Here is a 15485-nt window from a genome sequence, read left to right on the forward strand (position 1 = left end):
TTGGTAATTGGTAATTATCCATGTTTTATTTTTTGAGATTCTTGTATATCAAAATCTGAGTGGGGTCTAGTTGTACACCACTCATCCCAGTTTGAGCGAAGACATAATCTTTACTTTGCCATAGAGGAATATAAGGTATGTCGCGCGCCAATATATTTTGAATTTCTGCAAAAATTTGCTTACGTGCTTCGGGGTTTTGTTCTTGTCGTTGTTTGTCAATCAGTTGATTCATCTGAGGATTATAGTAAAAAGAACCCTGAGATTGACTTCCCCCATCTTCACATCCCTTTTCTAGTGAACCTTTATCACAAGATAAAAATGGCTGAATATAATTATCTGCGTCCAAAAAATCAGGATACCAATCTAGTAAAAATGTTGGATATAAGCCTTTAGAAATGTTTTTAAAAGCAGTGGTAGACTCTACGGTATTTATTTCAAATTGCAGTAGACCATCCATTGTTTTTTTAGCAAGAGCTTTGATGACTATCGCTGCTAAACTCCGAGTTGGAGAACCAGAAGGATACCAAATTTCAACTTTGGCTGGATTCTCTTTGGAAAAGCCTGCTTTGATTAGCAACTCTTTAGCTTTTTGGATATTTCCATCACCGTATTGCTCTTGGAAAACTGGTTGATAATCATTGAATGCTTTTGGGATCAAACTATAAAGTGCTTCTGCTTGATCGTATAATACTCGTTCATATATTAATGGACGATTAACCATGGCGGCGATCGCACTTCTAACTGCTGGGTTGTCTACTGGTTTTTGATTACGGTTGACAGCCAGATAACTGACTACATTACCTTGATTAGGAATCGCTTGCCAAACCCCTTTTTTTGCACTCGCTTCCAAGCTCCGAACTTGGTCTGGGTCCATACTTAAGCCAGCTACATCCACAGCTTTTTTACGAAAGGCGTTATATAAATTCACACCACTGCTAAAAATTTGGACATTAATACCTTGATTTAAGGGTTTTTCTCCCCAATAATTGTCAAATACATCAAACTGTAATGAATCAGGGCCAAATTTGGTTAATTTGTAAGGGCCAGTACCAACAAAAATATTTGGGTTAAATTTTCCTTCGCCAATTTCATAAGCTTTTGGCGATACCGGACAAACACCAGCAAACGCTAGCAACGACGGAAATGCTGCAAATGGCTTTTTCAGCTTGATTGTTAATTCATATTCGCTTGTAGCTTTGGCTGACTCTACGACATCTCCCAGCAAGAAAGCAGGTTTACCCTTGTTTTCAATAAAACGGCGTATGGTAAAAGCCATTGCTTCCGCATTAAAAGGAGTTCCATCGTGAAATACTACTCCTTGACGTAGAGGGATAGTATAAGTTAAACCATCTGGACTCACTTTCGGGAAGGCGGTAGCTAGCTGTGGTTTAATTTCCGTGTTTCCTGGCTCATAGGTGTAGAGGCGATCGCTTATGTTGTATACCAATGATAGTGAAGCCAATTCATAAGCATCAGATGGATCGAGAGTACGCGGTTTTAATGTTGTACCAACAGTAATGCGACCATTCCCAGATACTAATGTGTTTGTTTGGGAACTAGTACCACAACCTACGACTAACAATAAACACAGACAAACAGCTAGTACTTGTGTTATCTGCACCCATCGTCTAGCAAACAAAAAAGACCAGTTCATGGCATGGAATTTTGGAATGAGTGGTTTGTTATTTTACTACATAATGTCCAAAACAGTTTTATTAATAATCGATACTTTGATTTTGAGATCAAAGAGAAAAATTACTCAGTATCTTAAAATTTTTGTCTGTTTATAAAGTTATGTTTTGAGTCCAGTTAATTTTTTTAACTTTATCAAAATTACACATATCTTAATATTTTTTAAAATTACAATATGTTTAGTTTAATTAAAGTTACAAAATAACAGAAGCTAGTCGTAAATTCGGATTTGATAGAAGAAGAGGTTTGTTAGGTCTTAGTAAACAGCTTGATCGTGCATTTTCCAGGTGTAAAGCATTGAGGAGGAAGCAACAGACTAAGGATTAGAGAGGGAATGGGGACAGAGAACTAACTTTTTTCGATGCTCTATACTCAATTCTTCTCTATTCATAATCTTCGTCTCTCTTTGTAGTCCCCACTCTGTTTGTGATCCCATAGCTATAATGTACAAATCTCATTTGATACATAGATAAATGAGGTTTTCACGGTATTGCTAGCAATTAATTTCTAGAGAATCTAACAGCGAGACTAAAAGTGTGAAGTACTTCTTTTTATCTGAAGGATGGACAGTTGGCAGAGTTTGGGCATCTGAAGGACTTTGGCAAATCACCGCATGGCGACGCCAACCAGATATTCAACGTATGAATATTTGTTTATTAGAACAAGGCGAAGTAATGTGGCTTTACCGAGTCGAAGATGCCATTATCACCGTAGAAGTGAAGCCAGCCATATCACCACAAATAAGTAGATCTACTCAAGCGATCGGTCAAGTCATACTGAGGCGGTTAATGAGTGCTGAACAAGTTATAGAGCGCTTGGAGACTGCCTCAGCTAGGTGTCAGCTACAAAATATAGAATCTATCGTGCAGTAGAGATTTAAGAATTAAAAATCAGGGGTTGATTGGTTGGTAGTTGGTCGTTGATTTTTTGTAACAAAAACGAAACAAAAGACAACAGCCTACTACTAACCACTATCTACCGACTAGTAACTAAGCTTAAGTGCCTTGATACCCTTGCAAACAGCTCCATCATATAGTTACACTTTTTTAAACATTCTCATTTTTACTTAGCGATCGCGACCTTGGGGTAAAACACCTTGAAAGTCTTGTCTGTCGCTTAAGTAGCCACGCTGTCTGACTTTTAAGACCAAGCTGTGGAAAATTCAAGCTCTGGCAATAAAAAAACACAGAAAAATTGTTTTGTAAACAAACTCATCGAGGAGGAGCGTAGTCGATGGGACTACCTTGGTACCGAGTACACACAGTCGTTCTGAATGATCCAGGACGACTGATTTCTGTACACTTGATGCACACAGCCTTGGTGGCCGGCTGGGCTGGTTCAATGGCTTTATACGAACTGGCTATCTATGATCCCAGTGACCCAGTTCTCAACCCCATGTGGCGTCAAGGTATGTTTGTGCTGCCCTTCATGGCACGCTTGGGTGTTGTAGGCTCTTGGGGTGGTTGGAACGTTACTGGCGCAACCAACTACGACCCTGGTTTTTGGTCATTTGAAGGTGTAGCGGCCGCTCATATTGTTCTATCTGGTCTATTATTCCTAGCTGCTGTTTGGCACTGGGTTTTTTGGGACTTGGAACTATTCCAAGACCCCCGCACTGGTGAACCTGCTCTTGATTTGCCAAAAATGTTTGGCATTCACTTGTTCTTATCTGGTCTTCTCTGTTTTGGTTTTGGTGCTTTCCACCTCACTGGACTTTGGGGACCGGGAATGTGGGTGTCTGACGCCTACGGCTTAACTGGTCACATAGCACCAGTCGCACCAGAGTGGGGGCCAGATGGCTTTAACCCATTTAACCCTGGTGGTGTCGTAGCTCACCACATCGCTGCTGGCGTTGTCGGCATTATTGCTGGTTTATTCCACCTGACAGTAAGACCACCCGAAAGGCTCTACAAAGCCCTACGGATGGGTAACATTGAAACCGTACTTTCTAGCAGTATTGCTGCTGTATTTTTTGCTGCTTTTGTCGTTGCTGGTACTATGTGGTACGGTAGCGCCACCACTCCAATCGAACTGTTTGGCCCTACCCGCTATCAGTGGGATCAAAGCTACTTTAAGCAAGAAATTCAGCGTCGCGTACAGACAAGTCTTGCTTCTGGCGAGACTCCTTCAGAAGCGTGGTCACAAATTCCGGAAAAATTGGCATTCTACGATTATGTCGGCAATAGCCCCGCCAAGGGCGGTCTATTCCGTACAGGTCCTATGGTGAAAGGTGATGGCATAGCCCAATCTTGGGTTGGTCATCCTGTATTCACAGATGCCGAAGGACGGGAATTAGAAGTACGTCGTTTGCCCAACTTCTTTGAAACCTTCCCTGTAATCCTGACCGACAAAGATGGTATTGTCCGTGCTGACATTCCTTTCCGTCGAGCAGAATCTCAAAACAGCTTTGAGCAAAGTGGTGTGAAAGTTGCCTTCTATGGTGGTAACTTAAATGGTCAAAGCTTTACAGACCCCGCAGAAGTGAAAAAGTGGGCGCGTAAAGCTCAAGGCGGTGAAGTATTTGACTTCGATAGGGAAACTTTAAACTCTGATGGTGTATTCCGCACCAGTCCTAGAGGTTGGTTTACCTTTGGACACGCCTGCTTTGCGTTGTTGTTCTTCTTTGGTCACATCTGGCATGGTTCTCGGACAATTTACCGAGACGTGTTTGCTGGTGTTGACCCAGACTTGGAAGAACAGGTCGAGTTTGGTGTATTTGCGAAAGTGGGTGACTTGTCCACTCGTAAGAAGGAAGCTGTCTAAAGCTTAAGAGATTAGGGATTAGGGACAAGGTTATTTCCTAATGCCCAATACCTAATCCCTGAACTTGGTATAATAAAGTTACTGCCGTGAGACACATGGTGGCTGCTTGCAGAGGGTAAAGTCAATTGACTCCCAGTGAAGCAAGAATCTCATTTAGGCATAATGCCTAGTGAGAATGTCAAAATTTCAGATATGCAGGGGCTTGTGATATGGAAAGCGTGGCATATATCTTAATTTTGACTTTGGCAATTGGAACTCTTTTCTTTGCGATCGCATTCCGCGAACCTCCTCGCATTGAGAAGAAAGAAGATTAATTTTGTGTTGCCAAAATTTTGATATTGTTCCTTAGAAATAAATAGCCGCAGTTTACATATTCAGTGACTGCGGCTATTTATTGCAAAAGCTAGGGTTAAAAGGATAAAAGGATTGAAACTCCTTATAATAAAAAAGACTGAATTTTTGATATAATTTACTATCTGTGAACTAATGTGCGCGAAGTCAGCTTTTGTGCGCTAGGATGATTTAGGGATGTAGGTGTAGACATCCTGTGTCACGCTTGCACATACATCGCGCTTGTGGCAAAACCATTACGGAGACAAACAACCAGGAAACAATCAGCATGGTCAATCAGAAAACAACTGCTATTACCGAGATTGGGTTTACTCACGAAGAATTCGCTGCTTTACTGGACAAATACGATTATCATTTTAGCCCTGGTGATATTGTACCCGGTACGGTTTTCAGTATAGAGCCACGTGGCGCTCTGATTGACATAGGTGCTAAAACCGCGGCATACATACCGATACAAGAAATGTCTATTAACCGGGTAGACAGCCCGGAGGAAGTTTTACAATCAAACGAAACACGGGAATTTTATATACTTAGTGATGAAAATGAGGAAGGGCAATTAACTCTTTCTATTCGTCGTATAGAGTATATGCGAGCCTGGGAGCGAGTACGGCAGTTACAAGCAGAAGATGCTACTGTTCGTTCTGGTGTATTTGCTACTAACCGAGGTGGAGCTTTAGTTAGAATCGAAGGACTACGGGGATTTATTCCTGGTTCTCACATCAGCACTCGCAAACCAAAAGAAGATTTAGTCGGTGAAGAATTACCACTGAAGTTTCTAGAGGTAGACGAAGAACGTAACCGCTTGGTTCTATCTCATCGTCGAGCTTTGGTTGAGCGTAAGATGAACCGCCTCGAAGTCGGTGAGGTAGTAATCGGTACTGTACGCGGTATTAAGCCTTATGGTGCCTTTATTGATATTGGTGGCGTCAGCGGCCTATTGCATATTTCTGAAATCTCCCACGAACATATTGATACACCTCACAGTGTGTTCAATGTCAATGATGAAGTGAAAGTGATGATCATCGACTTGGATGCAGAACGGGGCCGGATATCCTTGTCTACAAAGCAACTGGAACCCGAACCAGGTGATATGATTAAGAATCGCGATTTAGTTTACGATAAAGCAGAAGAAATGGCTGCTAAATATCGTGAACAATTATTAGCTAAACAACAAGGTAATGCTGCTGCGCCTGCTGAAGCAAGCGAAACTGTTGTAGCTGTAGCTGAAGAAGAAATACCATCTGCAACTGAAGCAGTTGAAGAAGAAATACCAGTAGCTATTGAAGAGTAGTTTATTTATCGTTGCAGTTATTGGCAACTATTTATAAAGATAAAATTTTACCGATAAGGAGGGATTAATATTCCCTCTTTTTTTGTATTGGTTAGTAGTTTCTTATTCCAAACAAGCAATAACAAACAACAATAAGGAGGAGTCTCTTGGTAACAATTAAGTGTAGAGATGTGATATTTTCCAATATCCAAGCTATTTTATTTGATAAAAATGGCACTCTTGAAGACTCAGAAGTATTTTTGCGATCGCTCGCTCAAAAAGCAGCAAGAATCGTAGACGCACAAATTCCTGGAATCGGGGAACCATTGTTAATGGCGTTTGGCGTCAATGGTGATGTTCTTGATCCAGCAGGGTTGGTATCAGTAGCAAGTCGTCGAGAAACAGAAATAGCCACCGCCGCATATATCGCCGAAACTGGACGTGGGTGGTTTGAATCATTAAAAATCGCACGCCAAGCCTTAGCAGACGCAGAAAAATACGTTGGTGAAACTCCCTCACCTTTATTTGTTGGTAGTTTAGAAATTCTGAAAAACTTATCAGAAGCAGGATTAAAACTTGGTATTCTCTCAGCTGCAACAACTGCTGAAGTCCAAGAATTTGTAGAAACTCATCAATTAAGTAATTATATCCAGCTAGAAATGGGAGTAGATGAAGGGCCAAGTAAACCAGATCCAGTTTTATTTTTTCAAGCTTGTGCAGAATTGGGAGTAGAACCCAGTTCTACACTGATGGTGGGAGATTCGGCGGGTGATATGCAAATGGCGCGTAACGCTCAAGCAGCGGGTTGTATTGGTATCACTTGGATTAATCAACCAGAAAATGTCCCAGGTGCGGATGTAGTAATTAATCAACTTGATGAGATTCAAATTTTATGATTTATTCGCGGGGTGAAGTAGAAGATAGCGAAATTGTTGTTGAAATGGAACTAACTATTAACTAATTGTGCTGCCAATTCTATTGCTTCTGTTGCTGTATAAATTTTACCTTCAATTTGAGCGATCGCTATTTCTGTGAGTAATTTACCTACGAGTGGCGAAGGCGGAATGTTTAGTGCTAGCATAATGTCCTTCCCACTCACTAACGGAGTGGGATGAGCCACCAGATCATTAGGGTTAAGATAGCGATTAATCAAAGGTGCGATCGCTTCCACTAACTGACCGTTTACTACGGATAAGACTGCTGTAGATATAAATACAGACCCCGCTTCCTGAAAGAAAAAATACTGTTCTCGCAAAGACATCGTCGGATCTCGTAACTGTGGGAACAGTTTCAGGGCGGTGGTAACGGCTTTAATTTCGGCGCGACTGTAAGTAAGTTCTTGCAGTTCTATTTCTGCTATTTCTGGGTTTGGATTAACTAAACAAGCAAGTTTAGCAATACCCAGCCAGGTAGTTTTCACGGTATCACGCACAAAATTTTGTAGTTCTTCACCTAGTTGTGGCCAAAAATGGGTGAGTTGAGTCGCTGCTGCGTCAACCGTCGATAGTTTCTGAAAGTTTTCCTGTTGAGTATTTTTGAAAAAAGGCGTAAGTAAACCATCTTCCCCAGCCCTAATTAACCAAGCACTACCCTGAGAACTTGGCAACATATAGCTCAATTCTACCCGGACTCGTTCGGCGGCGACTCTCGTGATTTGGGATGCGAAAGCGCGAATAGTTGCTTGTGTTTCTGATTCTATAGTGAAGCTAAGTTGGGAAGCTTGACGATAAGCCCGTAGTAAGCGTAGGGGATCATCTTCCAGGTTGCTTGGTGATACCATTTTTAACAAATGCTTTTTTATATCTGCACAACCTTGTAAAGGATCAATAATTTCTTGGGTGTGGGGGTTGTAGGCGATCGCATTCACTGTAAAATCTCGCCTATGTAAATCAACTTCCAGGCTCATTCCTTCTTGTTGGGCAAAGTCAGCAGTAGCATGAGGAAATACAACACGAGCAATTTGTCTTTCTGGATCGAGTAACACAAAACCAGCTTTATAATGCTTGGCAATTTTGTGAGCTATTGTCACAGCATTTATTGGTAAAACAAAATCTAAATCTAAATATTCGCGAGTTCTTCCCAAAATAGCATCTCTGACAGCACCACCCACCATATAAGCTGGTTGCGGTAAAAATTCTATGCTAAAAGGCCAATTTTCGGGAGCTAAGGTTAAAAGTGCAGAACTATTTATTGTCATGTAATAAAAATAAACCCAGAAGCTAATGAATTACGCTTTAGCTTAAGCTAGATTAACTATCAAGGTTATACAAGAGGATAAAAATAGTTTTTTTACCCTAACTTGAAAGTGGGTGTAAGGGTGTAGGAGGAGTCCTATTTTTATGCTTGGTAGTGGAATTTTTTCGTTGGGACTACCTTAAAAGTGAGGGGATGAAATCCGACACCTATGCGCTAGCATTGGATTAATCTAGCACACAGGATGAAAAACTCCAAAAAAACAAACGTGTTGCTAGAGCAAAGTAGCCGTACAGCTTTTAAGCCGAGGCGGGTAAGAGTGTTTGAACCACTCAAAGCTCGAAAAGGCAAAACAAACATTGCGAAATGTGAATTTATCCCATATAGCAATGTCAGTACTTTTCGAGAAGGTTAACGCCAACAGAATCCACGTTTTTCAAGGCGTGGAGAGTTCAAAAAGGCTCTGGAGTAGGTTGTATTATGTGCGTTTGCGTCAATTGCCATTATGTAGACCGCTGTATCACATACCACGCGGTAGAAAGCCAGCACCAACAGCCCCATTTGACTGAAACACCAGATTTTGAGCCAAATGAACCATCTATCAACGTCAACATCCGTCCCAGAGGCGAGGTGATTGAAATGGAATGGGATGTGGTAGGATGTCTCAGTTTTAAACGAGAACAGGGTAAGTGGTCGAAGTTGCGTCCTGGCGAGTTAGTACCAACTTGATCAGTTATAGTATCTATAATTTGAAAATAAAAAAGGGGAAAGGGAAAAGTAATTTAGGAAAGTGCTTTTTCCCTTTTCCCTTTCCCCTTTAAGTAACCAAACTTTACTAGCAAAACTCAGGCTCACGCTATGCAAGGCAAGAGTTGGTTAGTGCAAAATTATATTTTTAAGTCCAGCATTAAGTTAGTGCGGCTTGCGTAATATCTCTAAATACTCACCGGATGCGTAACATAGTGGCAGTAGTTATAACAAAATAATTAGCGCACCACCAGAGGTGAGGTACAGTTCTATTTTTAAGGTGAATAAACGTGACTTCCCGCACAACCGAGATCCAAACACTAATAGCAGACATTGACAGTTTACTTTCCAACAAGCGCTTTTCCCGATTTCTTGCCAGTGAGAAGGAGCAACCAAGACAGGTATTAGAAAGGATGCGTAACTTTCTGGTTAGCTGTGCAGAAGCGGAGGTAAACAGCACTCCATACCAGCAACAGCCAAAACCGCAGTCGTCACCTTTATTAACAAAATTTATTCATCAAAGTAATTATTCCGTTGATCCACAGCCAAATCAATCTAGCCAAGATGAAGGTACTGAGTCTAATCCACTATCTTCACTATTAGCACCATTGCAAGCAGAATTACAAACACTTTTGCAAGAACGAGCAAATCTTGTCCAGGAAATCAAAGAGTTAGAGCAAAGGCGACTACAAAACTTTTCTCTAGCCCAGCAGTTAGCAAACCAAGAACAACTAATAGCAGATTTTTTGCAAGTGCTGACTAATCGCTTAGGGGGGAATCTACAACCAAAAATTCCCACAAATATCATCAAACCAACACAAGAAACTCCACTCGCCCTTAATGCTGCTGGTTCTTCTATCACCACTAATAAAGACAATACACAACAACTTGCTTTTGCTGCTTCACCTTTGTTAGAGCCACAGGAGCAGTTGGAGCGATTAACACGTCTTGCTAGCGAATTAGATCAAAAGTTACTTGCACTCGATGGAACTGTTAATGTAGTTTTTGAAGCTTTACAACGTAATATTCATGCATATCATGAGTCTCTTTCTCAAGCTCTGGCAAGAATGTATAGCCAAGGTTTGCAAGGAGAACAATTATTTGGCAATTTAATTAATAGTTTGGCACAGCAGACACAACTACAACCTGCTTCTAAAGAACCATTTACGATTGATATTAAGAATGAAATACAACCCACCCACTCGAAAACTCTACAATCCAGCAACAAAATAGACGAATCAGAAAATGATGATCAAGCCGCAAAAACTGATAGCGTTATTGCCCAAACTCAAGATAAGCCAAACTCTCCAGATACTGCTAATGATTCCATCATTGATGAATTACAGCAAGATAGTTCTGTCTCAATTCGTGACGAGGTAGAGCAACTTTACGCTAGTTTATTTGGAAGTGATAATTTCATCACAACTAATCCTGAATTTTCTGACCAGTCTACCAATTTTGCAATCATAGATCCAACAGATAATTCACTTGTAGCAGAGACAGCAACTAGTCAAGAACAGTCAGAATTAAGAGCTACAGACTTAACAGCATCATTATTTGTTGATGAGGTAGAAAATATTAATCAAGAAGACGCAGGATTAATTTTCCAAGATAATTTTTTTGAAGTTGCAAACCCTACAGAATTAATTATTGATGACAACACCAATACTGCTCAAGAAGAAGCAGATTTAATTTTCCAAGATGTCTTTTTTGAAGTTGCAGATTCCACAAATTTACTGATTGATGATGAGGTCGCAACTGTTCTTCAGGAAGAAGATTTGACTCTCCAAGACATCCTTTTTGAAGCAGCAGAACAGAATGAAGAATTATCTGTACATGAAGAAATAATCTCAAATCAAGAAGAATTAGAATTAATTCTACAAGAAGTAATGTTTGAATTTGCAGATTCCACAGAAGAATTACCTGTAGATGATGCTGCTTCCTTTTCTAATGGGATTACCATAGATTCTTCCTCTACACCTGTAAATGAATTACAACTAGCAGAGTCCCCTGTTTCTGCATCTGATCCTTGGTTTGATGAGCCAGATGCAGGTCTTTTAGAAATTAGCAATGTCCAGATAGAAGACACAAATGCTACTACTGAAAATATCCGCAGACAATTATTAGAATTATGGGAAAAAATCACATATACGGTAGAAGGTAAGGAAACTTCCTCTTTATCTGTTGAAAAACCAACTGCTGCTGAGACAATTACAAGCTTAAATAACTTATTATTTTCCACCGATACAGATATTGAGCGCCAAGTTTTAAAAGAAGAGTCTGTTGAAGAACCTATAATTGACACAACATCAACCCCAAATCAAATAGAAGAAATAAGTGTCGATCGCATCAATGACTCTTCAGAACAATATGTCCCCGCTTCCGCCAAAGAAAATTTGTTATTAGAAGTAGAAAAACAGAATTTAGCTATACCAGAAATTGCATTGGATGCAGAGCAATTGCTGCAATTAGATGAAGATTTGGCTAAGTTTGGTGAACAGAATAATACTCAATTTAAGTCGCCTACTACTGATCCAGAAAATCCCAACTCTGCCCAGGTTATATTACCAAATACTTCTCATAACGAGCAATTAGCTGAAACTGAAACCAAGGAAGCCACAACCGATTCTTTAGAACTGTTTTTGCCTTCAGATTCTGGAATAGGAGACGATACAGAAATTAGAGCCAACATCGGAGACTACATTTGGTATTTGGGAATCGATTTAGGGACAACAGGAATTTCTGCAACTTTATTCAATCGCTCTACAACTGAAGTTTATCCTCTCTATTGGTCAACAGAAAATCAACAACAAGCAGCATCGAAAACACGAACATTCCGTTTACCAGCAGAAGTTTATTTACCATCTACACAAGAACAAAATACTACAACTTCAAATCTTTTTTCAGCACAACTCAAACCTTATTTGCAAATAGCACTTCCTTACAAAAATGAACAGCAAAAATGGGAGCCAATATTACAATTTAATGAAGTTGTGACAGTTCCTCTGGTTTGGGTTGTACGATCGCTCTCCAAATTACTCTTGACATTAAGAGCAGACCGTAGTAGCACCACTTTAGGTTTAACTGCGGCGGGAGTTGGTTTAGACCAACAAATTTTCCACAGCGCCATCAACAATCTTGCTGGCGTCATCTGTACCTGTCCATCCCACTGGTCAGAACAATATCGCTTTAATATCCGCGAAGCTTTGCTGTTGAGCAAAATTATTCAGCATCCCCAACAAGTATATTTTGTCGAAGAAGCGATCGCTAGTTTAATTTCAGAACTTGATGGTGCTAGTGGTGAAATTATTCAATTTGGCAATAGCCAACATTCTCATTCTGTCAAAACCAGTGAGCATCCCTTTGAGGGTAACACCCTTGTGATTAATATCGGTGCAGCCGCAACCGAAATGGCGCTCGTCGATTTACCAGAAAGTCTGGAAGAATTAACTCACAGCGATTTTATGCTCCACAATTTTGCTTATGCTGGTAAGGGAATTGAGCAAGATATTATTTGCCAGTTACTACTACCACCTAAATGGCGCAAACTACGTAATTCTTCCCAGGAAGGGAATAATACTACAATTACCAGCAGTCCTTTACAATGGCAACCAACAATTGTTGGTATCGAGCAGATGAGCTTTGCAAGTTTGGGGTTAGAAGAATTAAAATTACCACGACCAGGAGAACCAGACACGAGCGATCGCATTAACTTACAGCAACGCTTAGAAAGTTCTGTGTTGGGTAAAGCAATTCTGGATGCAGCAGTAGCCCTCAAGTTAATTTTGCAACACCAAGAATCTTTTACTTTAGAATTAGCTGATCAGTGTTGGGTCTTGCAAAGACGGGATTTAGAAAGCCAAGTATTTGTTCCATTTGTACGGCGTCTTAACCGTGAACTCAACAAGTTATTGGTAGCAAAAGGCATACCGACAGAAGCAATCAATCAAGCGATCCTGACTGGTGGTACATCCAGTTTAGCCGCAGTTTCTCGTTGGTTACGGCAAAAACTCCCCAGTGCAAAGATCATTCAGGATTTGTATTTGAATGAAAATGGTACTCCTAGTTGTAGTCGTGTAGCCTACGGTTTAGCTATGCTACCCTTGCATCCCCAAGTATTAGAAGTACCCAGACAACAGTACACTGATTATTTTCTATTTACAGAATTGTTGCGACTCATCCCAGATCGAGCCTTATCTTTTAATGAAGTAATTCAATTATTTGAGGCGCGTGGTATTAACACCCGTAGTTGTCAGCAACGCCTATTAGCTTTCTTAGAAGGTGAACTACCTCCTGGTTTGCTCCCCAATCAAGTTGACTTTTCCTGGTTGACTCTTGCTTCCAGAGAAAATTTTGATTATAAGGCGATCGCTAACGCACCTTTGTTTGAAAAGCAAGGTAGTCTCACCTATCGTCCCAATCCTTCACAATTACAATCTCTACGTCGTCATCTTAATGCCATCAAGAATAGTACTCAACAATCATTAGAGGAACCCTACACAGTAAATTTTGTTGTAGGAGTAGTGAATTAAAAAGAAGCTATTGACTTTCAAAAATCAAGTTTATGTAGATTCAAAAAATTTGCTCTAATTTTTGAAAGTCACGCTGTACCTCATCCCACAAAGCTTTATTGTGGGGATCTGTTTTTAAAGCTTTTTTCAGATAAATTTTGGCTTTGGGTAACTGGTTTTGTTTGATCAGTACCCGTCCCCAAACTTGATAGGCGATCGCTTGCCATTGACGTACTTCTGGGTCTTGTGGTAAACGTGCTGCTAGAGCTTCCGCTAGTGCGATCGCCTGGGGGAACCTTCTTTCTTTCAAAAATATTTGCAATTGTTCATAAGTCTGCCACTTCAATTGCTGTTCGACTTCCGACATTTGAGGCGGTTGTGTCGTCGGCTTAGTTTTGAGTGTTGTTGACGTTTCTGTAACGGTAGGTTTTGGGTGAGTTACAGTTACTGTCTGAGGTGGCTGTGGGGCTATTTCCTGTGGGGCTACCACCTGTAATAGCAATCTGTATGCCTCAGTTAAGGCAATAAACTTATCTTTGGCTTTGTTGTCATCTGGATTGATATCGGGATGATATTGCTGCGCTAGGCGTCGATAAGACGCTTTAATGTCAGCAAAGGAAGCACCCGACCTTAAACCCAACAAACGGTAGCAATCTCCAAGATCCATCGTGATCTACAAGAAGCATTAATATCAGCTATCAGCATATAGCTTAATGCTTAAACTACCCAATCATAAAGACCAAATTGCCATTTTTGGGGATCGGGGCTTTTAAGGGCTTGTCATCCTTCACAAGACAAACTGAGTTTGGAATTTGGAATGAGTTCTGGGTTCTGAGTGAAGCGTTGCCAAAAACTCAACATTTGCTTTCCTACCTGTTGAGGATAGAAGTAGTGAAAGAAATGATACCCTTTAGCACATTCCCAAAGGGTATCTTCTGGCTTCAAAAAGTTTTGCCAGTCTTGTAAGTCTGGTGGAGTGACAACTGAATCATTTTTGCTACCACATACAAATATCGGCATGGAAACCCCACCTTTGGGTAAGTGAACCAATCGAAATAGAGAATGGGGTGTGGGGGATTCGTCTAAATCTCTAGTGAGCGCAGTCAGTAGCTTTTTGGTATTTGCGGGAGATTGATTCCCAAATAGAGTCCGAACGCTGTTAACTAAAATTTGCTCACGGCTGAGAGGAAAGAAAAGGCGTTGCTGGTAATAGTGGGCTTGCCAAGTATTTGCGCTTTGAGATGCTACAGCCAACAATGCTAGCGATCGCACTTTTTGTGGGTATTGACGAGCAAATAATAAAGCGATCGCACCACTCATACCATGACCTGCCAAATGCACTGGGCGATCGTGCGATTTTAAAAAATCATACAGCAGCGTCACTGCTGTATCTAGGGAACAAGCTTCATCTTTGGTTTGCAAATATTCCCATCGCGCCACCGAAATATGCTTAGATAAGTATTGAAGTAATGGTTTGTCTAAACCCTTCAAACTTGGGCTAACATTTAACCAAAGAACATCAAATAAATCAGACATACATACCTATTAGGCGTGAGATTAGGAGTTATAACTTTTGATTTATTATTGACATACTCACCGACCTTCTAGGTCGGTGATTCTTGACGGATCACAGCAACGCGCTACCGTTGTAGTCTTACAGTCGCTCCCCGTCCGTTTAAGGTCGTGCCGATGCCCCATGCCGACCATTTCTATGTTTTTAGAAGCGTTTTCATCTCTGTCGTGTTCAATGCCGCAGCTTAAACAAATCACTGAACGGACACAGAGATCCACTTTACCCCATCGATACCCACAACAAAAACAAGTCTGACTGGTGGGTTCCCATCGATTAATAACCCTGAATTCCCGATTAAGTTTTTCGCACTTTACCTCACACAATACCCGGAATTCTCGCCATCCTTGCAAACTGATTGCTCTTGCTAGTTTGCGGTTTTTAACCA

General features: G+C 40.7%; 12 protein-coding genes. 7 read left to right on the top strand and 5 right to left on the bottom strand.

All coding sequences use genetic code 11. The features are described from left to right. Positions 1-25: 25 nt before the first annotated feature. Positions 26-1654, bottom strand: a complete 1629-nt coding sequence (locus ACE1AT_RS03025) for an ABC transporter substrate-binding protein (RefSeq protein ID WP_374865835.1) — start codon at positions 1652-1654, stop codon at positions 26-28. A gap of 574 nt (positions 1655-2228) precedes the next feature. On the opposite strand from ACE1AT_RS03025, the gene ACE1AT_RS03030 reads away from it, so the two are divergent. The 5 genes from ACE1AT_RS03030 (at position 2229) to ACE1AT_RS03050 (ending at position 6972) form a co-directional block, all read left to right on the top strand. Next, positions 2229-2564 (top strand): hypothetical protein, encoded by a 336-nt coding sequence (locus tag ACE1AT_RS03030; protein ID WP_374865836.1) that lies wholly within the window; start codon positions 2229-2231, stop codon positions 2562-2564. A 361-nt stretch (positions 2565-2925) separates the two neighbouring features. Then, positions 2926-4455 carry a photosystem II chlorophyll-binding protein CP47 gene (psbB, locus tag ACE1AT_RS03035; protein WP_374865837.1) on the top strand — a complete coding sequence of 510 codons (1530 nt, stop codon included), beginning with the start codon at positions 2926-2928 and terminating at the stop codon, positions 4453-4455. A gap of 209 nt (positions 4456-4664) precedes the next feature. After that, positions 4665-4769: a photosystem II reaction center protein T gene (locus ACE1AT_RS03040; protein WP_009459487.1), complete on the top strand. Its 105-nt coding sequence runs from the start codon at positions 4665-4667 to the stop codon at positions 4767-4769. A 305-nt stretch (positions 4770-5074) separates the two neighbouring features. After that, positions 5075-6097, top strand: a complete 1023-nt coding sequence (locus ACE1AT_RS03045; protein WP_374865847.1) for a 30S ribosomal protein S1 — start codon at positions 5075-5077, stop codon at positions 6095-6097. A 146-nt stretch (positions 6098-6243) separates the two neighbouring features. Next, positions 6244-6972, top strand: coding sequence for an HAD family hydrolase (locus ACE1AT_RS03050; RefSeq protein WP_374865838.1), 729 nt, complete (start codon positions 6244-6246; stop codon positions 6970-6972). Between the two features lie 50 nt (positions 6973-7022). Here ACE1AT_RS03050 and ACE1AT_RS03055 read toward each other — a convergent pair whose 3' ends face one another. Beyond that, the gene (locus ACE1AT_RS03055) at positions 7023-8273 is read right to left on the bottom strand and encodes a CCA tRNA nucleotidyltransferase (protein WP_374865839.1); all 1251 of its coding nucleotides are present in this window, start codon (positions 8271-8273) and stop codon (positions 7023-7025) included. A 476-nt stretch (positions 8274-8749) separates the two neighbouring features. On the opposite strand from ACE1AT_RS03055, the gene ACE1AT_RS03060 reads away from it, so the two are divergent. Both ACE1AT_RS03060 and ACE1AT_RS03065 read left to right on the top strand, forming a co-directional pair. Continuing rightward, a complete protein-coding gene (locus ACE1AT_RS03060; RefSeq protein ID WP_374865840.1) occupies positions 8750-8998 on the top strand; it encodes a Ycf34 family protein in 249 nt (82 codons plus the stop codon). 308 nt (positions 8999-9306) lie between these two features. Then, a complete protein-coding gene (locus tag ACE1AT_RS03065) occupies positions 9307-13548 on the top strand; it encodes a hypothetical protein (protein WP_374865841.1) in 4242 nt (1413 codons plus the stop codon). A 40-nt stretch (positions 13549-13588) separates the two neighbouring features. Here the strand turns inward: ACE1AT_RS03065 and ACE1AT_RS03070 are convergent, their stop codons facing one another. The 3 genes from ACE1AT_RS03070 to ACE1AT_RS03080 form a co-directional block, all read right to left on the bottom strand. Beyond that, positions 13589-14194, bottom strand: coding sequence for a DnaJ domain-containing protein (locus ACE1AT_RS03070; protein ID WP_374865842.1), 606 nt, complete (start codon positions 14192-14194; stop codon positions 13589-13591). A 113-nt stretch (positions 14195-14307) separates the two neighbouring features. Next, positions 14308-15063, bottom strand: a complete 756-nt coding sequence (locus tag ACE1AT_RS03075) for an alpha/beta fold hydrolase (protein WP_374865843.1) — start codon at positions 15061-15063, stop codon at positions 14308-14310. A gap of 57 nt (positions 15064-15120) precedes the next feature. Beyond that, positions 15121-15485, bottom strand: a 365-nt coding sequence (locus ACE1AT_RS03080) for a zinc ribbon domain-containing protein (RefSeq protein WP_374865844.1), incomplete at its 5' end; no start/stop codon positions are given.

The sequence above is a fragment of the Pelatocladus sp. BLCC-F211 genome (genome assembly GCF_041928655.1).
Classification (GTDB): Bacteria; Cyanobacteriota; Cyanobacteriia; order Cyanobacteriales; family Nostocaceae; genus Pelatocladus.

Bases quoted from the DNA above. Each gene is read 5' to 3' on its own strand.
- ACE1AT_RS03025 (WP_374865835.1), bottom strand. From the start codon at position 1,654: ATGAACTGGTCTTTTTTGTTTGCTAGACGATGGGTGCAGATAACACAA.
- psbB (WP_374865837.1), top strand. From the start codon at position 2,926: ATGGGACTACCTTGGTACCGAGTACACACAGTCGTTCTGAATGATCCA.
- ACE1AT_RS03040 (WP_009459487.1), top strand. From the start codon at position 4,665: ATGGAAAGCGTGGCATATATCTTAATTTTGACTTTGGCAATTGGAACT.
- ACE1AT_RS03045 (WP_374865847.1), top strand. From the start codon at position 5,075: ATGGTCAATCAGAAAACAACTGCTATTACCGAGATTGGGTTTACTCAC.
- ACE1AT_RS03055 (WP_374865839.1), bottom strand. From the start codon at position 8,273: ATGACAATAAATAGTTCTGCACTTTTAACCTTAGCTCCCGAAAATTGG.
- ACE1AT_RS03060 (WP_374865840.1), top strand. From the start codon at position 8,750: ATGTGCGTTTGCGTCAATTGCCATTATGTAGACCGCTGTATCACATAC.
- ACE1AT_RS03070 (WP_374865842.1), bottom strand. From the start codon at position 14,194: ATGGATCTTGGAGATTGCTACCGTTTGTTGGGTTTAAGGTCGGGTGCT.
- ACE1AT_RS03075 (WP_374865843.1), bottom strand. From the start codon at position 15,063: ATGTCTGATTTATTTGATGTTCTTTGGTTAAATGTTAGCCCAAGTTTG.